The sequence below is a fragment of the Kosakonia sp. CCTCC M2018092 genome, assembly GCF_003864115.1.
GTDB classification, from domain to species: Bacteria; Pseudomonadota; Gammaproteobacteria; order Enterobacterales; family Enterobacteriaceae; genus Kosakonia; species Kosakonia cowanii.
In genome coordinates this window covers 2806751-2831446 of sequence record NZ_CP034225.1, presented here as the reverse complement: position 1 = coordinate 2831446, position 24696 = coordinate 2806751, and the positions used below count along the sequence as shown (strand labels likewise).

General features: G+C 50.5%; 24 protein-coding genes and 3 pseudogenes. 14 read left to right on the top strand and 13 right to left on the bottom strand.

The annotated features are described in order from the left end of the window. Positions 1 to 30: 30 nt before the first annotated feature. A complete protein-coding gene (icd, locus tag EH164_RS13540; RefSeq protein WP_023481567.1) occupies positions 31 to 1281 on the top strand; it encodes an NADP-dependent isocitrate dehydrogenase in 1251 nt (416 codons plus the stop codon). Between the two features lie 104 nt (positions 1282 to 1385). Here the strand turns inward: icd and EH164_RS13535 are convergent, their stop codons facing one another. The 3 genes and pseudogenes from EH164_RS13535 to EH164_RS13525 all read right to left on the bottom strand — a co-directional run. Next, entirely contained in the window at positions 1386 to 2132 is a 747-nt protein-coding gene (locus EH164_RS13535) for a PP2C family serine/threonine-protein phosphatase (RefSeq protein WP_124968606.1), read from the bottom strand. Continuing rightward, positions 2129 to 2863 (bottom strand): protein kinase family protein, encoded by a 735-nt coding sequence (locus EH164_RS13530; protein ID WP_124968604.1) that lies wholly within the window; start codon positions 2861 to 2863, stop codon positions 2129 to 2131. The genes EH164_RS13535 and EH164_RS13530 overlap by 4 nt, the downstream gene beginning before the upstream one ends. 141 nt (positions 2864 to 3004) lie before the next feature. Continuing rightward, a pseudogene (locus tag EH164_RS13525) lies at positions 3005 to 3649 on the bottom strand (tyrosine-type recombinase/integrase); the annotation flags it as partial. Here EH164_RS13525 and EH164_RS13520 point away from each other — a divergent pair. The 3 genes and pseudogenes from EH164_RS13520 to EH164_RS13515 all read left to right on the top strand — a co-directional run. Continuing rightward, positions 3650 to 4350, top strand: a pseudogene (locus EH164_RS13520) (DUF4113 domain-containing protein); the annotation flags it as partial. After that, complete coding sequence (locus EH164_RS22595; protein ID WP_164483588.1) at positions 4278 to 4442, top strand: hypothetical protein; 165 nt, start codon at positions 4278 to 4280, stop codon at positions 4440 to 4442. The pseudogene EH164_RS13520 and the gene EH164_RS22595, both read left to right, overlap by 73 nt. 263 nt (positions 4443 to 4705) lie before the next feature. Then, the gene (locus tag EH164_RS13515) at positions 4706 to 5395 is read left to right on the top strand and encodes a hypothetical protein (protein ID WP_124968602.1); all 690 of its coding nucleotides are present in this window, start codon (positions 4706 to 4708) and stop codon (positions 5393 to 5395) included. Between the two features lie 298 nt (positions 5396 to 5693). Here EH164_RS13515 and EH164_RS22775 read toward each other — a convergent pair. The 4 genes and pseudogenes from EH164_RS22775 to EH164_RS13500 form a co-directional block, all read right to left on the bottom strand. After that, positions 5694 to 5977 (bottom strand): annotated as a pseudogene (locus EH164_RS22775) (integrase); the annotation flags it as partial. A gap of 1 nt (position 5978) precedes the next feature. Beyond that, positions 5979 to 6320, bottom strand: a complete 342-nt coding sequence (locus EH164_RS13510; RefSeq protein WP_124971454.1) for a low molecular weight protein tyrosine phosphatase family protein — start codon at positions 6318 to 6320, stop codon at positions 5979 to 5981. Next, on the bottom strand, positions 6292 to 6543 hold the full coding sequence (locus tag EH164_RS13505; RefSeq protein ID WP_124968600.1) for a hypothetical protein: 252 nt from the start codon (positions 6541 to 6543) through the stop codon (positions 6292 to 6294). Before EH164_RS13505 ends, EH164_RS13510 begins: the two co-directional genes overlap by 29 nt. Positions 6544 to 6786: 243 nt before the next feature. Next, positions 6787 to 7227 carry a GNAT family N-acetyltransferase gene (locus EH164_RS13500; protein WP_124968598.1) on the bottom strand — a complete coding sequence of 147 codons (441 nt, stop codon included), beginning with the start codon at positions 7225 to 7227 and terminating at the stop codon, positions 6787 to 6789. Between the two features lie 189 nt (positions 7228 to 7416). Between EH164_RS13500 and EH164_RS13495 the strand changes: the two genes are divergently transcribed. Then, positions 7417 to 8034: a LysE family translocator gene (locus EH164_RS13495; protein ID WP_124968596.1), complete on the top strand. Its 618-nt coding sequence runs from the start codon at positions 7417 to 7419 to the stop codon at positions 8032 to 8034. Between the two features lie 155 nt (positions 8035 to 8189). Here the strand turns inward: EH164_RS13495 and EH164_RS13490 are convergent, their stop codons facing one another. The 3 genes from EH164_RS13490 to EH164_RS13480 all read right to left on the bottom strand — a co-directional run bounded on the left by EH164_RS13490 (position 8190) and on the right by EH164_RS13480 (position 13224). Further along, positions 8190 to 9848 carry a methyl-accepting chemotaxis protein gene (locus EH164_RS13490; RefSeq protein WP_124968594.1) on the bottom strand — a complete coding sequence of 553 codons (1659 nt, stop codon included), beginning with the start codon at positions 9846 to 9848 and terminating at the stop codon, positions 8190 to 8192. A gap of 469 nt (positions 9849 to 10317) precedes the next feature. Then, a complete protein-coding gene (locus tag EH164_RS13485; protein ID WP_124968592.1) occupies positions 10318 to 11868 on the bottom strand; it encodes a methyl-accepting chemotaxis protein in 1551 nt (516 codons plus the stop codon). Between the two features lie 408 nt (positions 11869 to 12276). Then, positions 12277 to 13224, bottom strand: coding sequence for an alpha/beta hydrolase (locus EH164_RS13480; protein ID WP_124968590.1), 948 nt, complete (start codon positions 13222 to 13224; stop codon positions 12277 to 12279). 70 nt (positions 13225 to 13294) lie between these two features. Between EH164_RS13480 and EH164_RS13475 the strand changes: the two genes are divergently transcribed. Beyond that, positions 13295 to 14245 (top strand): LysR family transcriptional regulator, encoded by a 951-nt coding sequence (locus EH164_RS13475; protein ID WP_124971451.1) that lies wholly within the window; start codon positions 13295 to 13297, stop codon positions 14243 to 14245. A gap of 146 nt (positions 14246 to 14391) precedes the next feature. Here EH164_RS13475 and EH164_RS13470 read toward each other — a convergent pair whose 3' ends face one another. Further along, a complete protein-coding gene (locus tag EH164_RS13470; protein ID WP_124968588.1) occupies positions 14392 to 15297 on the bottom strand; it encodes a LysR family transcriptional regulator in 906 nt (301 codons plus the stop codon). 128 nt (positions 15298 to 15425) lie between these two features. On the opposite strand from EH164_RS13470, the gene EH164_RS13465 reads away from it, so the two are divergent. Then, complete coding sequence (locus EH164_RS13465; RefSeq protein WP_124968587.1) at positions 15426 to 15719, top strand: DUF1330 domain-containing protein; 294 nt, start codon at positions 15426 to 15428, stop codon at positions 15717 to 15719. Between the two features lie 109 nt (positions 15720 to 15828). Here the strand turns inward: EH164_RS13465 and EH164_RS13460 are convergent, their stop codons facing one another. Next, complete coding sequence (locus EH164_RS13460; protein ID WP_124968586.1) at positions 15829 to 16635, bottom strand: helix-turn-helix domain-containing protein; 807 nt, start codon at positions 16633 to 16635, stop codon at positions 15829 to 15831. 77 nt (positions 16636 to 16712) lie between these two features. Here EH164_RS13460 and EH164_RS13455 point away from each other — a divergent pair, with 77 nt between their 5' ends. The 4 genes from EH164_RS13455 (at position 16713) to EH164_RS13440 (ending at position 20307) form a co-directional block, all read left to right on the top strand. After that, on the top strand, positions 16713 to 18737 hold the full coding sequence (locus EH164_RS13455; RefSeq protein WP_124968585.1) for an FUSC family protein: 2025 nt from the start codon (positions 16713 to 16715) through the stop codon (positions 18735 to 18737). Beyond that, positions 18730 to 18945 carry a DUF1656 domain-containing protein gene (locus tag EH164_RS13450; protein ID WP_124968584.1) on the top strand — a complete coding sequence of 72 codons (216 nt, stop codon included), beginning with the start codon at positions 18730 to 18732 and terminating at the stop codon, positions 18943 to 18945. Before EH164_RS13455 ends, EH164_RS13450 begins: the two co-directional genes overlap by 8 nt. After that, complete coding sequence (locus tag EH164_RS13445) at positions 18942 to 19805, top strand: HlyD family secretion protein (RefSeq protein ID WP_124968583.1); 864 nt, start codon at positions 18942 to 18944, stop codon at positions 19803 to 19805. Before EH164_RS13450 ends, EH164_RS13445 begins: the two co-directional genes overlap by 4 nt. Before the next feature lie 79 nt (positions 19806 to 19884). Continuing rightward, a complete protein-coding gene (locus EH164_RS13440) occupies positions 19885 to 20307 on the top strand; it encodes a hypothetical protein (RefSeq protein ID WP_241174963.1) in 423 nt (140 codons plus the stop codon). Between the two features lie 64 nt (positions 20308 to 20371). On the opposite strand, the gene EH164_RS13435 is transcribed toward EH164_RS13440, so the two are convergent. Then, a complete protein-coding gene (locus EH164_RS13435; protein ID WP_124968581.1) occupies positions 20372 to 21277 on the bottom strand; it encodes a LysR family transcriptional regulator in 906 nt (301 codons plus the stop codon). A gap of 97 nt (positions 21278 to 21374) precedes the next feature. On the opposite strand from EH164_RS13435, the gene EH164_RS13430 reads away from it, so the two are divergent. The 3 genes from EH164_RS13430 (at position 21375) to EH164_RS13420 (ending at position 24627) form a co-directional block, all read left to right on the top strand. Beyond that, complete coding sequence (locus EH164_RS13430; protein ID WP_124968580.1) at positions 21375 to 21923, top strand: GNAT family N-acetyltransferase; 549 nt, start codon at positions 21375 to 21377, stop codon at positions 21921 to 21923. A 114-nt stretch (positions 21924 to 22037) separates the two neighbouring features. Beyond that, positions 22038 to 22559: a GNAT family N-acetyltransferase gene (locus tag EH164_RS13425; RefSeq protein WP_124968579.1), complete on the top strand. Its 522-nt coding sequence runs from the start codon at positions 22038 to 22040 to the stop codon at positions 22557 to 22559. A gap of 169 nt (positions 22560 to 22728) precedes the next feature. After that, positions 22729 to 24627 (top strand): methyl-accepting chemotaxis protein, encoded by a 1899-nt coding sequence (locus EH164_RS13420; protein ID WP_124968578.1) that lies wholly within the window; start codon positions 22729 to 22731, stop codon positions 24625 to 24627. Positions 24628 to 24696: the final 69 nt, after the last annotated feature.

Below are 24696 nucleotides of genomic sequence, written 5' to 3'. Positions count from 1 at the left end.
AACAACCAGAAGCGCTCGAAGGAGAGGTGAATGGAAAGCAAAGTAGTTGTTCCGGCGGAAGGTAGTAAGATCACCCTGCAAAATGGCAAGCTCAACGTTCCTGTTAACCCGATTATCCCGTTCATTGAAGGCGACGGTATCGGCGTTGACGTGACCCCGGCAATGCTGAAAGTGGTCGATGCCGCTGTGGAAAAAGCCTACAAAGGTGAGCGTAAAATTTCCTGGATGGAGATTTACACGGGCGAGAAATCGACCCAGGTTTATGGCCAGGATGTCTGGCTGCCGCCTGAAACACTGGATCTGATTCGTGATTACCGCGTAGCGATCAAAGGCCCTCTGACCACCCCGGTTGGCGGCGGTATCCGTTCTCTGAACGTTGCCCTGCGCCAGGAGCTGGATCTCTACGTCTGCCTGCGCCCGGTGCGCTACTACCAGGGCACCCCGAGCCCGGTGAAACAGCCTGAACTGACCGACATGGTCATCTTCCGTGAGAACTCCGAAGATATCTACGCTGGCATCGAGTGGAAAGCTGACTCTGCCGACGCGGAAAAAGTGATCAAATTCCTGCGCGAAGAGATGGGCGTGAAGAAAATTCGCTTCCCGGAACATTGCGGTATCGGCATCAAGCCGTGCTCCGAAGAGGGCACCAAACGCCTGGTTCGTGCAGCGATCGAATATGCCATCACCAACGACCGTGACTCCGTGACGCTGGTGCACAAAGGCAACATCATGAAGTTCACCGAAGGTGCGTTCAAAGATTGGGGTTACCAGCTGGCTCAGCAAGAGTTTGGCGGTGAGCTGATCGACGGCGGCCCGTGGCAGAAAATCAAGAACCCGAAAACCGGCAAAGAGATCATCATTAAAGATGTGATCGCCGATGCGTTCCTGCAGCAGATCCTGCTGCGTCCGGCAGAGTATGACGTTATCGCCTGTATGAACCTGAACGGCGACTACATCTCCGACGCTCTGGCTGCACAGGTTGGCGGTATCGGTATCGCACCTGGCGCGAACATCGGCGACGAGTGCGCACTGTTCGAAGCCACCCACGGCACCGCACCGAAATACGCAGGCCAGGATAAAGTGAACCCGGGCTCCATCATTCTGTCCGCAGAAATGATGCTGCGTCATATGGAGTGGTTCGAAGCCGCAGACCTGATCGTTAAAGGTATGGAAGGCGCAATCGCTGCCAAAACCGTGACCTACGATTTCGAACGTCTGATGGATGGTGCTAAGCTGCTGAAATGTTCAGAGTTTGGCGACGCGATTATCGCGAACATGTAATCCGCGCTGCGGGTTGTATGAGAACGGGGACCGAATGGTTCCCGTTCTTATTATTAGGATTTGAAGGGTTATCAAAAAAAGTTATCAAAAAAAACGAATCTTTATCATATTTGCTGAGACTCAACCTTTAAAGCGATTAACGAGTAATCGTCTATCGGGGGGCCGTTTTCAATACGCTTTTTCAGACTTGAACAGAATCTTGAAGGTTCAGACAAGGTGTTGGAGGAAAATCGTGGCCTTGTTTCCCAAAAATGATGGGCTCCGTCAGACATTAGAAAAAGTATGAACTGTCCATTTTCATTGGTTAATTCTTCTAACGGTATTTGCAACAGGTTATAGCTTAACTCGATTGTTTTTGATATTGCTGTGGTCAGCAAATTTTTGCCTTTTGCGTTCTTAAGCTGCCTAGAGTTAAAATAACCATCATCAATAAGCATTTGATGCTGAGTATGGTCTTTGGTTAACTGCTTTAATTTATTATTTTCTTTTATGTAAAGCCTACAATCGCCAACATGTCCAATTCGTAAATATTTGTCTGTAATATAGCAAAGTGTAAGCGTGGTTGCTGCATTGATAAGTTTATTATCATTTTCACTTAGTTCTTTAATATCCTCTTTGAGATCTAAAAAAAGATTGTCAAAGTTATTCTGAATCAAATTAGAAGAGTTTTCACGTATGAAAGATATTACTCGTTCTGAAGCTTCTTTACCGCCTGTATACCCGCCTAATCCATCCGCAATAGCAAAAAGGTACCCGTCTTTTAGCTTTAAGGGTGGCAGTATAGTATCCTGATTAGTCCTTTTGAACTCTTTAGACGAAGTGAAGAAGGAGGCTGAAACAATGTCAATCATTTGTTTTGCTCCATATGTTTGTGAATGTCATTTAAAAGTTGATCTGCATTTAGATATCTTTTTGGCAACCTTCTATCCGTACATTTAGTGATAATATCATCAAATCCAGCAATATTTAACTCTTCAAGCACTATACCTATAGAAAAGATATCTGATTGTTTCGAGTAACCTTCTAGAACTACGTTGTGGTCAAAGTAGCGTGGAGTTCGTGGGAAATGACCTATTTGGGTTAGAATCTGGCTTGCTTCGTCAGGATCCATATGTCTAGCTAAACCGAAGTCGGAGATTTTATACATCCCGCTTGCGCATTTTAAAATATTTTGAGGTTTTATATCTCTATGTAAAAAACCTTTTTTATGGATATGAGCCACACCTTTAGCAATCATTTGCGCAATTTTTATCTTCTCGTCTTGCTGAAGTGTGCCAGCTTTAATTTCGTCTTGTAAAGAACACTCACCTAATTCCATTACATACCACAATGGTGGTGATATAAGATTACACATAAATATTTGGACTACATTAATGTTTAAACAAGCATCTTGAGAAATTACTTCTCTTCGAAACCTTGCTTCAAGTAAAGGATCTCCGTGATGATTTTTCAAAATTTTTCTTGCGAAGTCACCACAATCCTCTTTTTTTGAATTTCTAATCTTCACTCTATCAACATCGCCAAAGCTTCCTTCTCCGAGTTCTTTACCCGGATCAATGAAGTAACTGCAGTGTGGAATCATTGGAACCTCCAAAATAAAAATTTATTTTTGATACTAAAATACCTATTTCGCTAGTTTTAATCTTGATAAATTTTCATTTAATTGAGGTTAATCAACATATATTTGCTCATGACTTTTGGTTATTTGCTCTTAAGGTAAATTTCATAGAGCAATTTTAGCCCATTCTTTCCCGAGGTCATCATGATAGCGCGCCGTATGATCTGGAAATTTATGCCCTAATAGTTTTTGAGTATCAATGTGTTGGGAATCATAAAGACGCTCAGCTAAAGAGCGTTGTTCATGGGAAGTGGCTGGTGTTCCATTCCCCCATTCTGTTACTGTCTTATCCCTCGCCTTACTGAAATTCATTGTTATCGTGTTTGATTTCACCTGAGCGCCACGTTCAGCCTGTGATGTAGCGCGAAAAGAATGAATCAGGTAAGGACTTACTACGTAATCGCGACAGAGCGCTACTACTTCCCTTAGACTCTAGTCAATCGCGTTTAATCTTAACGATAAGGACATTCCTATCTTGCTCCCGGTTTTTTCTTGAATGATGGGCAGATAGTCATCCCATATATCGCTAAATTTCATGTTTCAAATATCACCTAGTCGCTGACCAGTCACAAGGGCCAAAAGCATCGCGTTACCCATATATTGATAGTTGCTGTCAGCTATTTCGAATATCTTCTGCCACTCTTCTAAATTGAGGCGTTGGCGGGTAATACGACGGCGCGGCTGCTTTGTCGCAATGGTAGGGTTGTATCCTGGAGGAACCTCTCCATAATGTTGAGCTTCTTTAAATACGCCCCCACGAAAACGCTGGCCAAGCTGGCGAACAACGCGGCGAAGAGATGGAAGTCAACAGGCGATGTCGTGGATTTATCGAACGTTAATCGCCAGCGTAAGCTGATGGCGCTGCTGCCATGCATTGAAGTATGGGGAATCTGGTCGCGGATCAGCAAGAAGCTTGAGGCCATGGGAATAAAAACGGCGCTGCAGCTGGCAGATGCTGATATACGCTTTATCCGCAAACACTTTAGCGTAGTGATGGAAAGAACGGTGCGCGAGTTGCGCGGCGAACATCAATTCTGCCGGTATGTGCCTGCCTTCGTTAAAACCTCGCCTTTTGCGCTAGATGAACCCTATTACGGCAAGCATGCCGGAACAAAACTGTTAACCCCAACGCAGGACACGCGCAATATTGTGGCTGCAGCTTGCACTGCCTTGATGCGGTCTGGAAAGATGCTCACCGGTACCAGAAAGGCGGGATTCTCCTAGGGGACTGTTTCAGCCAGGGCGTTGCGCAGCTGAACCTCTTTGACGACACCGCACCGCGGGCAAACGCCACGGCGCTGATGGATATCCTGGACTCTGTTAATCAGCGGAACGGCCGGGGCACGCTGTTTTTTGCAGGGCAGGGGATCGAGAAGAAATGGCAGATGAAAAGGGAAATGCTGTCGCCGCGCTGGACTACCCGACTGACGGATGTGCTGCGGGTGTTTTAGCTAATGAAATCGCCGCTGAAATGAGGGAGACCATGACAGGGGTTTTACCTTCATTCTACCTTAGTTTTACCTTTGAAAATTTTCAGGTATAAAAAAACCAGCCGTAAGAGGCTGGTTTAATTGAGGAATTTTGGTCGGCACGAAAGGATTTGAACCTGCGCCCCCTGACACCCCATGTTAGTAACCCGGATTAAAAGTAGCTTTATGACACAGGTAACCAATGGCTAACATGACCGTTTGTGAATAAATTTGTTGCAAATAGATCATGTAAGGTATTGAATCTAGCATACAGATTTCGATTGTGCATACTTATATTGTAACCTAATGGATACTGCGCCATAATTAAGGAGTATATATGACAGAATTTGGAATGGAACCATCTATTACAACACGCTTCGCGAATCAGTTCAAAAGAGAATGCGAAAAAAAAGAATTAACTGATATAACAGTTGAGCTGTCTGGACAGGATAATAAGGCTAATGCGGATGCAATTTTTGGTGCTTTAAAAAATTTCCTATTAATTGAATTCAAATCCCAAAAAAAAGGAATTAAGACGGAGAAAGAAAAAGGCCGAGTTTATGATCTATGTCACAGGCTTTTAGAAAATAAAGCAATGAATAATTCTCATAGAAGTTGTCATTTCATTATGTGGGGCGAAAGACAGAACGGAAGAATAGAAACAAGGTATACTGTTTATCAAGATAGTGTTTGTAGAAAGAGCGTACTTGTCGAATCGAATTTATTAGATGAACCTGAAGAACCAATGGTATTTGGCGGCGAGAACCTTGCAACTGAAATTTGTAACGCTGAGGTTGGGCTTGGTCTTGAGGAGTTCCTTGAGTATCTGAAATGGCTATTCAGTTCAAAAAGATCTTCAGAAGAAAAGTATGATGGGCCTGTATCATTGGTGGCGACATCATCATCAGGATATATTGATGGATTAGTTTTTGATTCATTTGAAGAATTTGAGATTTGGGCAGAGCCGACAGTAATAAAATTACTATCACAACTTGATCGTAAAAAAAGAAAAACCTTTGGGAGTTGATTAGATTGGGCTTATTCAGTGGTTGGTTTTACAGCGCCTTTTTTTGATGCGTGCTAAATAAGCCTTTTTATTTTGAAGCCACACGGGCTATTCCTTCAGGGCCGCCGTTTGAACGCATTAATTTTGGATTGAAACCTTTTGATATATCTTGAACATCAAAAGAACGTTATTGAATGAAAACACTCCCATAGTGAGTGAATCGTACGAAAAATTTCATCAATCCATGATTTTTGCAGATTACATGACTGATTGAAAATCCTTTGTTTAGCTAGGAAGTACTTTCCCCAAAACTCCCTCTTCACGACCCTATTTGTGCGCTCACTATTACCCAATCTTTCACGCGGTAATCATTGTATCTGTCCGTCATTTTCTGCGTCTTATACCCCAGGGTTTTTTTCATATCTACTCCCTGTTCTCTATATGCCGTTCTGATAAAGAACGCTGCTCATGAAAAGTAGGGGCCGTCCCTTTATCCCAATTAAGACTACTTTTATCTCGCGCATTTTTGAAAGAGATCCGGATTGACCATATTGCCTGGTTATCAGTCATGCGATCGGTTCGATGAGTGTCGTACTGTGATGTTTCACATTACCGACTGATCGGTCAGCCCCAGCGTTGCCGGTACGATATCTTCAAATATTGCGATCAGCTGGGGATCCATAAAGAGATAATCATCGGGGATATCGAGGACATGCAGAGGTTTAAATGCGATGACCCGACCAAATTCAGCCACTAAACGGTTTTTATGCTTTTGTTCCATAACACAAATAACATCGGCCCATTGAAGCAATTCGTAAGAGACTCTCTTTTTAGCATTTCGGCTTGTGCCCGCAGAGCGCACATTAAGGGATGGATGACGGCGGAACACCTGTTCCGCCGTAGGGCTTCGCCATTGATTACGGCTGCATATAAAAAATACATTCATCAATGAGCTGGTACTCTTCCAGGCCTTGCATAGCAAGCTGCTGGTTAGTAATACGCGGATACTCAAATCCCAGTTGTGCCGCACGCAGTAATTTATCTGACCGCGTGTAGAGCATCTTCCAGTTTTTTTCGCCACGAAAAGTTAATGAAGCCGTATGAGCATCGCGAGATCGGTTACGTTGTTTCTGCGCTTTGCGCCAGCCTCGGTTACGTGTTGTTTCCATTGTTTCTCTCTCAGATTGATCGGGGTCAGCAGCCGCGATAATACGGGGAGAACAATCCGGGGGATTCTAACAGCTTGCGGGTAAATATTGCATACCGGTTATCGCCACTAAACCATTTCGGGCACCACGGGTTTTTAAAACCATCGCTCTGCTTCCTTATTAAACTCTCAAAAGCGTCATCAGCTGGCTGGTAACCCCGCCCCTCGTGGGTACGGGCTAGATCGAATCGCTTACACCGGGATATTAATCAAGCGGCGGCGGATCGGTGAGAAGCTTTACGAAGCGTTTTCTTACTTCCTTATATCCGTTGTTTTCATAAAATTTGTGTGCTTTAACCCTTTTTTCACTGCTTGATAGTTCAATCTGAGAACATTTCTTGATAGCCGCGATGCGTTCAGAGGCGATAAGGAGTTGCTGCCCTACGCCTTGTCCTCGTGACGACTCATCTATTACCAGCGCTGAAATTAATGCCCATAAGTTATTTTCATGAACAGGCATGATGAAGTTTATGACAATAACGCCACAAACTTCTTCCTCTGATTCGGCGACTAAAGTACACAGCGTGTCATGCTGGTCACGGAGACGTTGTTCTAAGCTCGCGCTCTCTGTCTTATAGCCCAACTGCAGGAAAAGCCGTTTTAACGATGGAATGTCTTTGAGTTCCGCTGTCCTGATTGAAATCATTGTGATCGCTTCTTTATTTTGATTTCGATAAAGATATTCAGATTTGACTAATCAATTCAACAAAATTTCTGAGACGAGTACATGGACTATGGCAAGGGCAGACATTGTTAGCATTGTGTTATGTTGTTAACCGGATGCGGTTCATGGAGGGCGGAGCTGCCTGAAACTGTTTACTGATGGGGAAGATGAATGACAAGTGATGTGATCGCGCTTTCTGCTATTGGTATAGCTATCCTGTTCGGCGCAATGAGCCCGGGTGTGAGCTTTCTTCTCGTTGCCCGAACGGCCATGTCCAGTTCGAGACAGGCCGCTTTATCTGTTGCTGCAGGTATGGGTTTTGGTGCGTTTATTTTTGCTGTCATCGCGTTAGCGGGTCTTCACACCCTGCTGATGTTGATCCCGTCACTCTACACAGGGCTGAAGCTTGCAGGCGGTTGCTATCTTTTATGGCTGGCTTTGAAAATGTTTCGTCGTCCTTCAAATCGTTTTAATGATTTGACCGAAACAGAGGAAGTTAGCGCCTCAAAAGCATTTATGACTGGCGTATTTACGCAGATCAGCAATCCCCATACGGCACTGGTATTTGCCAGTATTTTTTCCGCAGTGCTTAGCAAAAATATTCAGCCTGTTATGTACATCATCCTGCCAACAATGGCATTTGTTATTGATGTGCTCTGGTATGCAGTCGTCGCATGTTTATTATCAACTCACGGGCCACGCCAGGCTTACATTAAATACCGTAAGTTTATAGATAAACTAAGCGGAGGCATTATGGCGTTGCTTGGAATACGACTGCTGCTGAAGTAGGTCGGTAAGCCGGGGCAACTGGGTAGCTTCAGAGCGCGGGGAGAATAAGCATCGTACGTATGGTGAAGAACAAACAGATAGATCGTACTGAAGGATAAAAGCGCTGCCAGAGCAGCGCTTTTTAGTAATTAATAATCCTGTGTAAAAGTCAAAAATCAGAAACTTTCCCAGTCTGTATTAGTGACTGCACTGCTGCCCGATGCGGGTTTTGTTTGCAGCTGTTGTGTTCTGGCGATCGGCGTAATTGCTGCTTTTCCGAGATACCCTGCGTTTTCGCTGAGCGTAAAAGTAGAGACCAGGCTCGACAAGGTTTCAGCCTGCTCCTGCAAGGATTTCGATGCCGAAGAGGCTTCTTCAACCAGTGAGGCGTTTTGCTGGGTCACTTCATCCATTTGCCCGATCGCCAGGTGAACCTGCTCAATGCCTTTACTCTGTTCATTGGTTGCAGCCGCGATTTCGTTAACTAAATCCGCGACCTGCCGCACCGCATTGCTCACATTTTCTGTGTTACTTCCCACATTCGCTGCCTGATTAAGACCCTGCTCAACCTGGGAAACAGAAAGAGAAATGAGATCTTTTATTTCGCGCGCAGCAGAAGAGGAACGTTGTGCCAGGCTGCGCACTTCAGAAGCAACCACCGCAAACCCTCTGCCATGCTCGCCTGCACGCGCAGCCTCTACCGCAGCGTTAAGCGCCAGGATGTTGGTCTGGAAGGCGATACCTTCAATCAGGCCGGTGATATCGGAGATTTTTTCTGAGCTTCCGCGAATTTCTGACATCGTTTCCAGCATCTGGCTGACTGCGCCCGCATTCATGCTTGATAAATTGTTAGCGTTATTCGCCAGTTCGCTTGCCTGAACTGCGCCATCGGCATTCTGGCGAACGGTTTCACTCAGGGTAGCCATACTGGCAGAGGTCTGCTCCAGAGACGCTGCCTGCTCTTCGGTTCGTGATGAGAGGTCTTCGTTGCCTGCGGCTATCTGGGCTGAGCCGGTGCTGACCGATTGTGCAGCATGGTTCACCGATAACAGCGTTGTCGAAACTTTCTCCAGCAGGCCGTTAAAGGCCGATGCGGTCTGGCCTATTTCATCGTTTCTGTAGACAGTAGCAGTCTGAGTCAGGTCGAGATTGTTACTGACCTCTGTCATCGTGCTCTTTATGCTGTTAAGGCTGCGCTTGATGCCCTGAATAATATTGATGGAAAACAGACCAAGCAGAAGAATCACCACCGCTGCGGCGCTGGTCATCATCCACCACGTTTGTGAATAAATGCTCTTATTTTGTTCTCGCAGAGCGTCGCCAATTTTTATATTTAATTCAATCTGGTTAGTGAAATCGGCTTCCATTTTACGGGATGCGGCGCCCAGACCATCTTCACTTTTCAGAAGAGACAAAGATAACGCATTGTCGTGATTTCTTGAGGCAGCTAAAAAAGCGGGTAACGCCGCACGAACGGCTTCGATATTACGGTATGCCTGCTCAGTCATCGCTTTATCTTCATCGTTGGAAATATCATTTGCCATATAATAATCCGTGAGCGATTTCAGCTTGTTCAGCAGGTTGTTTATTCTCTCTTCAGCCGCAGCCTGGCCAGCACTGTCCAACGCCGTCTGGTGACGATAAAACGCGATGCCCAGCTGGCTGGTGGTGCTGATTGATTTATTCAAATCCTTGATGCTGGGTATGGCATTGACCTGTATGTACTCAAAGCGCGACTGGAAGCCCGAAATCACCGAAAGAGAGACGGCAACAACCGCGAAAAGTGACAGAGCGAGCAAAGAAAATGCCAGCGACAAACGCTGTGTGATAGTCATAAGAACCCTGGTGTTATTAGTAAATGAAGCAAAAAGGGGTTATCGACGCCGCTTTTAAAGGCTTTAACGATATTTAACAAATATATTTTTTTTGAAAAAATGGATAGTTCGTGAATTTATGCTAGCCAGCTTTTTTTCACCGAAATTAATTTCATTATTCTCTTTCATGTTAAATAACTTAAATAATTACTATTGCGAAAGCGGCTGATATATATGCGAATTTTTAAATAAAATAAACTGAACATAGCCGCGATAAAATTTAACCAGACGGCTTTCATGGTTATTAAGCTGGGCAATAATCCCGTTCAGCCCGGAGACAAAATGCGCGCAAGGTAAACACTTCGTCCGGCAGCCAGGCCGGTGGATGCGCCCGCGGTTGCTATCGCTACAGTTAGTCTCAATGGTAGCGGCTGGCTGCTGGCTTTACCCAGCAGCAGCGGGTCGAATGCGGCCATCGGGGCCACTTTTATCAGGCAAGTTTGAAAACCGCAGCCGAGCGGTTCAGATGCGCAGCCTGATCTTCCAGCGATGCGGCAGCAGCGGCGGCCTGTTGAACCAGTGCGGCGTTTTGTTGGGTCACTTCATCCATTTGGGTGATAGCAATGCTGACATGCTCGATACCGTTCACCTGCTCGCCGGAGGCGGTGTAGATTTCGGCCATGATTGCAGAGACGTTGTTGATTGCCGTGACTACCCCGGTCATGGTTTTGCCCGCTTGCGCGACCAGGTCGGTGCCTTCCGATATGCGGCTATTTGAGGCTTCAATCAGTGCCTTAATCTCTTTTGCCGCCGTCGCGCTGCGCTGGGCAAGTGCGCGCACTTCGCTTGCTACCACGGCAAATCCACGGCCTTGCTCACCGGCACGGGCTGCTTCCACCGCAGCATTAAGCGCCAGGATATTGGTCTGGAAAGCGATGCTTTCAATGGTGCTGATGATATCGCCGACGCTTTTCGAGCTGTCAAAAATTGCCGCCATGGTGGTGACCACTTTATCCACAACTTTGCCTCCCTGCTGCGCGACGTCGGACGCATCAGACGCAAGGCTGCTGGCGTTTTGCGCGTTAGAGGCATTTTGCCTTACTGTCGCCGTCAGTTGCTCCATGCTGGCCGAGGTTTCCTCCAGCGAGGCGGCCTGCTGTTCCGTTCGTGAAGAGAGATCGGTATTGCCCATCGCCACTTCTTTCGAGGCGCTGTCGATAGAGGTTGCGGCGGTCTGGATATCAGAGACCACTTTTTTGAGCTGCTCCTGCATGGCGGTCAGGGTGACGATCAGAACCCCGGCTTCATCTTTTGAACGTGCAACCAGGCGGGTGGAGAGATCGCCGGAGGCAATCGCCTTCGCTGCGTTTACCGCTTCCCCAAGCGGAAGAGTGATGGAACGGGCAAGGGCATAGCCCAAACCTGAAGCGATAAGTACACCTAACAGCGCGCCGATAAACAACGCCAGCCGGGTCTGCGTTTCAACGGAGTCGACAGAACCCTGGCGCTCGCCGAGCAGATTTTTTTCATCTTTGACGATTTCATCAATGGTTGCGCGCATTTGATCCATCTGCGGCTTGCCTGTGTTAGCTTCGAAGGCGGCGGTGAAATCGGCCTGTGTCATTGACCCGGCATTGAGTGCACGACGATTATTCAGTAACTCAGTAACAAATTTATTTCCCCACTCTTGCTCCTGCTGCAGCAAATTATTCAGGCGATCCTGCTGAGTAGGGTTATCAGAAGTTAAGCTTTTCGTTTCCTGCAAAACTTTAACGAACTCCTCTTTGCCTGAGCTCCACGGAGCCAGCATTTCCTCTTTGCCGTTAATCGCATAACCGCGTAGACCGGTTTCCATATTTACCAGACTTTGGGTTAAGGCTCGGCTTTTATCAATGACGCGCCAGCTATGTATATTCCATTCGTTGGTACTGACAATTCTGGAAAAGTTATTGTAGAAAGTGGCGCAGAGTAATAGCAGCAAAATTAAAACGGCACCAAAGGCAAAAGAGAACTTCTTTTTAATCGGTAAATTTCTGAACATTTCAACCTCGTTCTACAGAGAAAGACAGAGCAGCTCCATGAGTTCTAAAACAGATAAGTTATCGGCATCGATTAATCTGTCTTTAACTAAAACTCGTCGAACTATGGACAACGAAGAATATATCCATTCTGGTTTTTTCCTATACGCCTGATTTTAAGGAAATAGCTCACTACAAACGCCAGCGGTGAAGCAGGATATATCGTTTGCATTGGTGGTGTGGCGCAAGCAGGGCAGTGCAGAACTGTGTCAGCCAGCAAAATCAGGCAGAAATCCTGTGTCTTACACACAGGATTTCCCCATATTACCTTTCCCTGACGCGCTATAAGAATGAGACTATCTGCCCGTAATAAGGGCTTAGTGACTCAGACCACGGCGTTGTGGTTATTTACTGATAAAGAGTGGCTTTCTTCATGGATATAAGTTCGCTGATTCCTGCTCTTTTATTAAAGCCTGTTCCAGAAAATAAATCGCGTTATTTAACGCCTGGTCGGCTTCCGGCAGAGTACCGGCCAGAAGGTGCCATACATGAAACATCCCAGGCCACACTTCGAGTGTTGTTCGTACGCGCGCTTCGCCTAAATTTGCAGCCAGCTTGATAGCATCGCTCAGCATAACCTCATTCTCACCTATCTGGATGAGGATGGGCGCAAGCCCCTGGACATTCGCATAAACCGGGGAGGCATCAGGGTGTGTGGCAAGCTCTTCTGCAAGAAAGCATCTTGCCAGCCGGTTAAGAAAGTCGACCCTACAAAGGGGATCAATCCCGTCACGGGTCGTCGCAGATGAACCGCTATGGGTAAGATTAGCCCAGGGCGAGATAGCCACTCCCGCGGCCGGGAGCGGAATACCCGCGTCACGGGCCTTGCGCATTATCGTCACCACCATCGCGCCACCGGCTGAATCACCTGTCAGCACAAGATTTTCCGGCTGGACGCCGCTATCGAGAAGGGCACGATAAGCTGAAAACACATCATCTATTGGCGTTGGAAAGGGGAATTCAGGCGCCTGCCGGTAATCTGGCGTGTACACCCGGGCTTTTAATGCCTTAGCGATACGTCCAGTAAGGCCGCGGTATGCTTCGACACCACCGTGGACATAGCCGCCGCCATGAATGTAAAGCACCACTCTGTTGCCGGTATGTTCATCTCCCTCACTGATCATCGTGGGCGTATTGCCTAACGCGCTTGTCGTGTAGGTGACCCCTTCGATCGCAGGGAAGATTTTTTCGAGCCCCCGCATATAGCGGGCGCGGACCTCAGGCCAGCTGGCTTCTGACGTACCGTATAGCTTCTCGACAACCGGGCCTGCTGCACTTATCCAGCCATCCAGATTTTGTTGAGCGTTTTTCGACAACATTATTGAATCCTCACTGATTGAAATTCTACAATATGAGTATATTTAAATGATTGGCGAAATAGGTTCCCCAATGACGGGCAGGAAAATCGCGTCGCCAGAGAGTGCTGGCTCAGCTCTGGAAATTAACGCATTACGTATCTTTGTTGCTGTGGCAGAGGCGGGCAGTTTTGTTGCTGGCGGTAAGGCAATGGGGATGACGCGCTCTGCCGCGGGCAAAGCCATTGCGCGTTTAGAAGCTTATCTTGAGACGCGGCTTTTTCAGCGTACAACCCGCCGTTTGTCGCTTACGACAGAGGGGCACGAATTTTATCATCGTTGCAGCCAGATCCTGGAGGATTTAGACGAAGCTGAATCCAGTATTCGTCAGAACCTGCCGCTACCAAAAGGCATCCTCAGACTGACCGTGTCAGAAGGCTACGGCAAAATGATCGTTCTGCCCTTTATCAGTGAATTTTTGCGGGCCTCGCCAGATATAAGTATTGAAATCAGCTTCAGCGATCGGGTTGTCGACCTCGTAGAGGAGGGATTCGATCTTGCAATACGCGTAGGCAACGCAACCACCAGTTATCAATACATCACCCAGGTGATCGACAGAACAAGGCCCCAACTTTGGGCTTCACCTGAATATCTCCGTCAGGCAGGCGTGCCGGCATCGCTCGCTGAGATTAAAAATCATCGTCGACTCGTTTATGGTCTCGGCGCGGCTTCCACCGCATGGGCTCTTATTGATAAGGCGCAGGGGCAGATAACAGTGAACGGCCGCAATCACGTCAGGTTTGACAGCGGGGATGCCATTCGCACAGCGGCTATAGCCGGGCTGGGTATCGGATTTCTACCAACATTTATGGTTGAGAAGGATATTCAGGAAGGACGCCTGGTGCAGGTGCTGCCCGACACGCAAGGCGAAGAGGTCGCAATCCATGCTATCTACCCTAACCGCCGCCATCTTCCTGTCAGGGTGCGGGCTTTTATTGATAGCTTTAAATCTTCCCTGAGTAACAGATTAAGCAGCAGCACATGACGCTATAGTTTTCAGCAGCCCTACGGTGCCAGAAGGGGACGTTTTCATTCCTGCCCATCCCGGCACCTGGTTTTTAAAACCATCGCCCGTGCACGCGCTGCTATTTGAACAGCTCCGCACCCGGATTAAATTCCCAAAAAGCATCATCACGCAAAATAAGGCCTTAAAACTTCCTCCGTCCACTGCATAAACGCTCTGACACGCGGCGATAAATTGCGCCGGTGTGCGACAACAAAAGAGGCGGTGATTGGCTCAGGGCGCAGATCAGGCAGGATCTCTATTAGCGCGCCGCGCTGGATATGCGTTAACAGTGAAGGGTAGCCACCCTGAATCAATCCAAGGCCCGCCAGTCCCGCATCATGATAAGCCGGAACGCTGTTAACCGTGACTGCACCGGGCAGCATCAGCGACTTATAACCCTCGTCCGACGGATACTCCCATCCGTCAGGTCTGGAACCAAAATTGCGGATGTAGTGCACCATCCTGTGCCTTTGATTGAGAAGATCCTCGAGAGTCTCTGGTCTACCGAAGCGGCTGAGATAGCGCGGGCTGGCGGCATTTATCATGCGCAAATGGCCCAATGGCCTGGCGATAAGCGTTTCATCGACAATGGGGCCCAGCCGCACCACGCAGTCGAACCCCTCCTGAACCAGATCGACGCGGCGGTCGGTGCTTGAAAGCTCTATCTCCAGTTCAGGGTGTGCTTCCAGAAACTGGGGCAGGGCAGGGATCACCACGCTTTGCGCCAGGATCGCAGGCATATCGACGCGCAATTTCCCCTTTAGCGGCATGCCGGATGTAGTGAACATTGAGCGCAGATCGTCGGCTTCAGCGAGAAGATCCCGCGCGCGGGCATAAAAAGCCCGCCCGTCTTCCGTCAGCTGCACGCTTCGTGTTGTGCGGTGAAGAAGCGTAGCGCCCAGTTCCTGCTCAAGTTCGCGCACCACCATAGACGCCCGCCCTTTCTGGATCCCCAGACTTTCCGCTGCCTGGGTAAAGCTCTTCAGTTCTGCCACGCGAGCAAAAATAACCAGCGGCTCAAGATTCTTCATTGTTCATCCTCAGGGTAACAGTGCGTATTTTCTGGCGCTGTTTATGCAGGTATTAAAACTCAATAGAGTACTTTCACAGCGTGTATTTCGCATCACGTTTTCTGAAGGCAAATGAGGAGTAAACAGAAATGAATAAAGGTTATTTAATTGGTCATGTGACCGTCAAAGACCCCGACGCCTATGCCGAATATGCCCGGGCAGCGGGGGAGGCCATGCAGCCCTTCGCGCCAAAGATCGTTGCCTGGTCCGGGCAGTATGAAAACCTTGAGGGCGAGTCGCATCAACGGCATGTCATTTTTGAGTTTGCTTCCTTTGACGAGGCTAAGCGCTTCTATGAGAGCCCTGCGTATCAGGCGGCAAAAACGCTCCGCGCAGGTGCGGCGACCGGCACGTTTGTTCTGGTTGAAGGCAGCAGCCTCTAAATATGCATTAGCGTGTCCGCTTCTTGCGCGTGCCTGAATCGTAACGTTGCAACAGGGACAAGGAGTGCCCTGTAAAGCATCATCCAGCTATGGAGCAGAGATTTTAACGTTAAACCGCTCTGTTATTGAGTCCCGTTTTCCGTACGGCAAAATAGTGCGCTGGCGTGCTGCCCATGCTTTTCTTGAACATGGTGATAAAGGCGTTAACCGACTCATAGCCGAGGTTAGCTGCCACGTTTTGTACCGAAACTCCGCTTGCCAGCTCCCGCAGGGCAACGATCAGATGCAGTTGTTGACGCCATCGCCCGAAGGTCAGGCCCGTTTCGCGCAGCATCAAACGGGCTAAAGAGCGCTCGCTGAGCGCCAGCCGCTTTGCCCAGCTTTTAAAGGTGCTCCGATCTTCCGGATGACTGACCAGCACATCGGCCATGGCGCGGATTTTGGGATGCGATGACACCGGCAGGCTCAGTTTCTGCTGCGGCATGGTGGCGAGCTCATCAAGCGTCACGCGGGTCAGCCTGCCAGCATGGCTCTGTACTGCGCAATCCGCCTCTTCATGGGTTAAGCGCTCCACCAGCGCTTTAATCAGTGGTGAAATCGCCAGCGTGCAGCATCTCTCTGGCAGCGCGGCGGCACCCGGTTCAATAAACAGATAGTTGAGATGCGCATTCCAGGTGGCTTTGGCACTATGCGCGATCCCGCCGGGGATCCACATCGCGCAATCTGGCGGCACGATCCAGAGATCATTTTCCGCCTGGCAAATCACCGCGCCGTACAAGGCAATGATCAGTTGCCCCTTGCGATGCGTATGAACCGGCACTTCTGCTGCGTATTCAACGAAGTCGATATGGCGTGCAACCGCCGGGCCGGAGGTGCTGTCTGGATCAAACAAAGTATGGGCAAGTCGGCTTGTCATCACATTGGCAACATTTAGGTATTTTTTGACAGAATAGGGTATTTAGTGACGTGCGCAAACCGGAAATAATCTCCGGTATGAGCAAAATAACATTTCGTCACATACGTCCCGTGAATCTGATAAGCCGCAGGCTTCCATCGACGCTGCTGAGCGATGCCCATGCCATGCTCTATTCCGTCAGGAGCTTTGCCGCGGCGATGCTGGCTTATTACGTTGCCCTGTCGATTGGCCTTGAGCGACCCTCCTGGGCGATCATCACCGTCTATATTGTTTCGCAAACGTCAGTCGGCGCGTCGCTAAGCCGCAGCCTCTATCGCCTGGCAGGCACCGTTGTGGGGGCAGGGGCGACGATCTTGATCGTGCCGACGTTTGTGAACATGCCAATTGTATTTAGCGTGATGCTGACCGGCTGGATCACCTTCTGCCTCTGTTTATCCCTGCTGGAACGCACGCCCCGAGCCTATGCCTTTGTGCTGGCCGGCTACACTGCAAGCCTGATTGGTTTCCCTGCCGTCTCCGATCCTGGCTCGGTGTTTAACATCGCCATCATTCGGGTGCAGGAGATCACCATCGGCATTCTTTGCGCCGCGCTGATCCACCGATACGTTTTTCCGCGCCGGATCTCCGGGCTGTTCAACACGACATTAGCGCAGACCCTGCACTCGGCGCGCCAGCGTATCGCCGACACCTTGTCAGGCAAGCCCGATGCGCAGTCAGGGCCGCTGCATCTGGCGCTGGGCCTGCAATTTCTGCAGGGCATCAGCCACCATATTCCCTATGATTTTGCCCTTTCGGTGCCGGTGCGCCAGGCAAGGAAAGCCCTGCATGACAGGCTGGCGCGGCTGGTCATCGTTAACGGTGAATTACGCGATCGCGTGCAGATGATTGCCGATATGCCAGCCGATATTCAGTTGCTGCTGGATGACGTTCAGGCCTGGCTTATCTGCGACGCTGCCGGGCAGCGTAAAAGCACGGCAGAGGCGCTACGAAAACGCAGCGCCCGGTTGGCGCAGAGGCGCGCGGCGCAGATAAAGTCGTTTGAGGACGCGCTGGTGGTGAATATGATCCGCTATACCACGGAGTCGATAACCCTTATACACGAGTGTGAGCATCTTTCTACCGCCATCCATCACGCCAGGCCAGTGCCTGCGCCAACAGAAAACCACGCGCTGAAAGGGTATGTTTTTCATCGCGATCCGCTTACGGCCGCCCGCACGGCGCTGGGCGCTTTTGCCATCATCCTGATCGGCTGTCTGGTATGGATTTACTCGGCCTGGCCGGAGGGCGGTACGGCGGTCTCGATTCTTGGGGTGTGCTGCACGCTGTTTGGCAGTTTCGACACGCCAGCACCCCATCTTGTGAAATACATTATCGGCTCCGTCTGGGGCGTTTTGATAAGCCTGGTCTATAGCTTTCTCCTGCTTCCCCAAATCAGTGATTTCGCCGTGCTGGTTGCGGTGTTTGCGCCGGTCTATCTGCTGGCCGGGTCACTGCAGGCGCGGCCACCTACCACCTTTATGGCAATGGGCATCACGCTGACGCTGCCGGTGTTATGCGAACTGGGGGCGCACTACAGCGCTGATTTCGCTGTCGCGGCGAATACCGCAATCGCGCTCTTTATAGCGACCGGCTTTGCATTTATCAGCATGAGCCTGCTGCAAACCGTGCAGGCAGACGCCGCGATAAGTCGTTTGCTGAAGCTCTGCCAGCGCGATATTCGCCGCAGCGTGAGCGGGGTGATGACCAGTGATGAGACGCACTGGACCAACCTGATGATTGATCGGGCCGCGCTGTTGATCCCGCGCCTGCCGCGCAGCGGGGCGTCATCGGCACGGGCGCTCGATCATCTGTTTCACTTTCTGCGCATCGGTCTTTCTGTCCGTCACCTGCGCTGCGGCGATTCGCCCGTGAGGGGTGAGATCAACGAAGTGCTTTATCGCCTTACCCGCACAACTGAAACCGAAGCCTTGCGTGAGCGCATCGTCGCGATCGCAGGCCGCTGCTTGCCTGCAACAGATGAGCCATCGCGCCAGTTTGTCGACAAGCTGGTTGATCTGCACTGCGCGTTACGGGCGCAGGACGAGGAGTCCGCCAATGATTAATGACATCAATATCGGGGGCGTTTTTATCCCCGGATTGTTGGTAACTGCGCTTATCGCGCTGGTCTGCACGTTACTCATTGTGCCGCTTCTCTCGTGCAGCAGGCTTTATCGCCGCTTGCCGTTTCGCCCGTTGCTCGATCTTTCAAGCTATATCGTTACCTTTTTCCTGCTGTTGCAGGGCCTGACCACCCTGGGGTTACACGTATGAAATCTTTACTCTCTTTGCTGGGTCGCTACGCGCTGACGCTCAGTGCTGTCGCGGTGGCGACGCTTGTGGCGTTTATCCTATGGAAACATTACGCACAGACGCCATGGACGCGCGACGGGCGGGTACGTGCAGATGTGGTGCAGATTGCGCCGGATGTCTCCGGGCCGGTAAGCAGTGTGATGGTGCGCGATAATCAGTGGGTTAACCGGGGCGATACGCTCTATGTTATCGATCCGCACTGGCTGAAGCTGAGTGTGCTCAGCGCGCAGGCTGACGTTGAGGCAAAACGTCATGAGATGCTGATGCGCCAGGATGCGGCGCGCCGACGTGCGCAGATCAAAGAGGTCATTTCCGGCGAGGATATTCAGCAAACACGCAGTGCGGCAAGTGTCGCGGTGGCTAATTATCAGGGCGCGCTGGCTGCGTTGGAGCTGGCGCAGCTGAATCTATCCCATGCCACCGTTCGCTCGCCGGTGGCAGGTTATGTCACGCATCTGCGGCTCCGTCCTGGCGACTATGCCACGGCGGGGGAGACAAAAGTCGCCATTGTCGATGCGCACAGTTTCTGGGTGGTCGGTTATTTTGAAGAGACCCGGCTGCGACATATCCAGGTTGGCAATCGTGCGCAGGTTTCGCTGATGGGGTATGACGCGATGATTAGCGGACACGTGGAGAGTATTGGGCGCGGGATCGGCGACAGCAATGACGAAACCGGCGGGCTGGGGCTGCCGGAGGTTAACCCGACCTTTAACTGGGTGCGGCTTGCGCAGCGGGTACCGGTGCGTATCAAGTTAGACAGGATCCCAGAGGGCGTAGTGTTAGTGGCCGGGTTATCCGCCAGCGTCGCCATCGCGCCTTAAATGGCGTTTGCATGCTCGATGCGGGCTGAAGAACGACGCCAAATCAGCGGGTACGCTGTTTGCCTGGCGTGACGCAGCCATGGCTGAAAAGTTAATTGCCTTAACCTCAGCCTATCCCCGGCAGCGGATGCTGATCATGCTGCACAACCTGCATATAAAACGAGAGGGGTGCCGTGAGCGGGCAGCGTTAGAGCTGAAATCTATACGAGAATATTTCGAAGAGGTTTTTCCCGGGCAAAGCCACTCTGTGGCTCAGCTTGCCCGCAGTGGCAGCGCCTTACACAATGATCTTTCCCCCTTTCGTTTTCACATTACCGACCCACACTCCGCAGAGTCTCTGTGCGGTGATTCTGCCTGCACTCTGCTTACCGCGGCAGAAATACCGGATACCTGCATCGCATGGCACCATGCCTTTGAGCGTGAAACCGTGACAGCCAAAGATCAGTACGAGGGCTGTTTTATTTTCAACGCGGTGCATTCGCCAGTCATAGTCTCCTCGTAAAATCCCCTCATTATCTCTGCCGTATGCCAGCAAGCGGACAAGGGCGCGTTAATCAGCCAGATGTTTATCTGCTCTCCTCTTTAAGCAGGGTTTCATCGAGCTTTTTCAGCACTTCGTTCATCCCCCTGCTGACGATCCTGTCTTCACGCATAACGGTTCCAAGTGTCCGCTGAAGCGGCGGCGTCAGCGGGTATACGCTGAGTCCCTCACACTCTTCAGTGCGGGCAACGGAAATGCGGGGAACGATGCTGTAACCCAGCCCCGATCGCACCATCCTTTTAATTGCTTCAATACTGCCGAGCTCCATCACCGGGCTGGCAAGCTGGCCTGCGTGCCGGAACCACTCATCAATCAGCGCGCGCGTTCCGCTTCCAGATTCAAAAATAATCAGCGGCAGCGATAAGAGATCGTCAGGAGAAAGCGCTTTCATCGATCGCGCGGATAAATCCTCCTCCATGATGACCACAAACTCATCCCTGTAGAGTGGATTAACGCTCACGCTTTTGCCCGCGGCGGGGAGAGTCACCAGGCCGATATCGATCCGGTTCTCCTCCACGCTGCGCACAATCTCTGAGGTGTTGCCGGTGCGTACATTCACTTTCAGCAGCGGATGCGTCTGGCGCAACTGCTGCAATATCGGCGGCAAAAGATGGATGCAGGCCGTTGCGCCTGTGCCGACGGTCACGGTGCCGGTGATCTCATCTGAATGTAGCGAGATCGCTTCCACCGCGGTTGTTACCACGGCCTCTATTTTCTGGCAGTGCTCGCAAAGCGTTATGCCAGCCGCAGTGGGCTTGATTCCCCGGCCGGTTCGCTCAATAAGCCGCACCTGCAGCGCTTGCTCGAGCTGTCTTATTTGCAGGCTGACAGCGGGCTGCGACAGGCCAAGCTCCTCCGCCGCTCTGGAGAAGCTGCCCCGGCTGATGACCAGTCTGAAGGTGGCCAGATGGTCGAGGTTGAGGTTTGTCATGCCAAAGTTTTCCTTATGCCGTGAATAAGCCCGGCAGCCTGTCTGAAATAATCGTGAGGGGATAGTCTCGGTACAGACGCAATAAGGAGCCGTACTGATGGAAATAATTGAGGCAGAAGAACGACATATCCCGGCTATACAACAAATTTATGCATACCACGTATTACACGGCTGCGCCACGTTTGAAACCCAACCGCCCGACGAAGCAGAGATGGCATTCCGCCTGAAGAGGTTGCAGGCAGCAGGGCTGCCCTGGTTTGTCGCTATTGTGGATGGCAACGTGCGCGGTTACTGCTATCTGGCGCGCTACCGCGAAAGGCATGCCTACCGGTTTACCCTCGAAGATTCGGTCTATATCGATGCTAATTGTCAGGGGCAGGGCATCGGCAAAAAACTGCTCTCCCGTGCGCTGGCATGGGCCGAAGCGAGCGGTTTTCGCCAGCTCGTGGCCGTGGTGGGGAACAGCGAAAACGCGGCTTCACTGGCTCTTCATCGCTCGGCGGGCTTCACGCTGACCGGCACGCTCAAATCGGTAGGATTTAAGCACGGGCGCTGGCTCGATACCGTCATGATGCAACGCACCCTCGGACAGGGGGAGAGCACACTGCCGGAGATGACTGAAAAATCCGGACATTCTGTGTACTGATGCAGTCGGCTGGAGATCAAAAGCGGGTGTTGTTGCTGATATGTTAATTCATTGTGGGTGTTTCGTCTTTGGTGATAACGTAGCCAAACGATAAAACCCGGATAAGAGGCAATAATGGCTCTCCAGCAAGCACCGCGCATTGAAACAGAACGCCTGATTTTAAAGCAGTTTACCCTCGATGATTTTCCGGCGCTCAAGGCGTGCTGGTCGACCCCGGAGATGGCAAAAATAAGCGGTGGCGAGATCCCGACGGCAGAGGCGGTCTGGGCGCGCTTATTACGTTATATCGGGCACTGGCAGGCATTAGGTTATGGCTACTGGGCCGTGTTTGAAAAAGCAACGAACCAGTATGCCGGTGCCTTTGGCTTTCAGGATGCGCATCGCGATACCACGCCGAAGCTGGAATACCCCGAAGCGGGATGGACACTGATTCCGGAAGTGCGTGGCAAAGGCTATGCCTCTGAAGCGCTGGCGGCAATTTTATTATGGGCCGACAACACCTTCGCTTCTCCTGTCTGCTGCATTATTGCTGAAGAGAATAAACGCTCGAATTATTTAGCCGAGCGTTTTGGCTTCGAGTTACAAAATTATGTCAGTTATCGCGGTAAACAGGTACGGCTGCTTGTACGTAAGTAAATTCTTAAGGCGCATTTATAGAACGTGATCGACATAACGTTTTTTTCTCAAAAAATAGTTTTTCAAATTAAATGTGCTTCGAAATGAAATAGTGGCGCAGGGTGAGTTAAAGCATTTCAACGAAATGTCGATATTAGATCGAATAACAACCCCAACGAGTGCCGCTAATATGACATGGAAAAATACCCAGGGCCGAATAGGCCTGATGCTTGTAAGCTTTTTCGTTATCTTATTGATCGTTACCTATATTGTTATCAAACTTTTCGTCTCCCCCCAGATTATTGAAACCGAAACCAAAAATATTCAGGCAACGGTTCAACTACAAAGTAACGCCATTAAAGAGCAGATGAACCGGGTTAAGGCTCAGCAGCGCTCAATCACTGAACTGGTTGTCGGTCTGCAAAGCGAGCAAATCGACACATTATTACCGCATCTGGTTAACCAGTATGGTGATCTCAACGTATTCGGCGGTGGGATTTGGCCTCTGCCTGGGCAGCGCGATCCGGCGCGGGACAAATTCAGTACTTTCTATGCCCGCGACAGCGGCGGCAACCTGCAAGTCAACACTGTCTGGAACCAGCCGGAATCGGCAAAATATTGGGAGCAACCCTGGTATAAAGACGGCATGAATGCGCCAAAAGGAGAGTGTGCGTGGGCGAAAGCCTACCAGGATGCGGCCAGCCCACAGCCCCGTACTAACTGTGCCATGGCGATCTGGAAAGATGGCAAAGTCTGGGGCGTGGCGACCATCGACGTGACGCTGGGCTTCTTTAACCAGCTGGCGGTTGATATGGGCAAAGCGGTCAATGGCAGCGTCCTGATTGTTGAGGCGGACGGCAAAATCGTCGGCAACGGCTCTTCCGTGCAGGATAAACCCGCGCTCTCAAACGTCCGCGATCTCGGTATTCCGGCGGCAGCGCCGTTAATGAGCCTGTTAGGGCAGGGTAAAACAACGGAAGTGCGCGGAAGCTATGACGGTGAAGACGGCGCGCATTCCCTGTTCGTTCTGCCCATTAGCGGCAGCCCGTGGTTTATGGCGGTGGATATTCCGAGCAGCCAGCTGGTAAGTATCTCCGACGCGATTATGACCAAACTCACCATCGTCCAGGCGATTATCGGACTACTTATCGTCGTGATCATGATGATTATTGTGCGCAATATTTTCCATAACGTGACGTTGCTCAACCGTAATATTGAAGCACTTTCCAGCGGCGGCGCGGATTTAACGCAGCGTCTTGCGCAGAGCAAGAGCCCGGAATTTAACGCCATTATCAACAACTTCAATAAGTTTATTACCTTCCTGAATGAGCTGATGCAGCAGGTAGGCAGTAGCACGCTGGCGATCTCATCCGCTTCGCGCCAGATTGCCAGTGGTAACCTGAACCTCTCTTCGCGCACCGAAGATCAATCGGCCTCGATCGTGGAAACGGCAGCGTCGATGGAAGAGTTGACCAGCACCGTGCGCCTTAACGCAGAGAACGCGTTGCAGGCCAACAAACTGGCGGAAGAGGTTTCGGCGGCGGCAAAACAGGGGGCCAGCGTGGTCAACAAAGTTGTCTCCACGATGAATAACATCAATGACTCCTCCGCTAAAGTGGTGGATATCATCAGTGTGATTGATGGTATCGCCTTCCAGACCAATATCCTGGCGCTTAACGCCGCTGTAGAAGCAGCAAGGGCGGGCGAGCACGGCCGAGGGTTCGCGGTGGTGGCCGGTGAAGTTCGTTCCCTGGCGCAGCGCAGCGCCCGCTCGGCTCAGGAGATCAAAAAACTGATTGAAGAGTCGGTGAGCAGCATTGAGCAGGGTAGCGGGCAGGTTCGTCTGGCCGGGGCAACAATGGATGGCCTGATGGAGAAAGTGGAAAGCGTGGGCGTGCTGATCTCTGAAATCAGCTCTTCCAGCGATGAACAGAGTCGCGGGATTGCCCAGATCAATATCGCCATCAACCAGCTCGACAGCGCCACGCAGCAGAATGCGGCGCTGGTGGAAGAGGTTGCAGCCGCCGCGCAATCGATGGAAGAGCAGACCGTCCAGCTCGAAAACGTGGTTGGCAGCTTTAAGCTCTGATCGACAAAAAAGCCGACTCTGTTGGGTCGGCTTTTTTTCTCTTGCGTCTATCGTTTAAATGCCTGCATC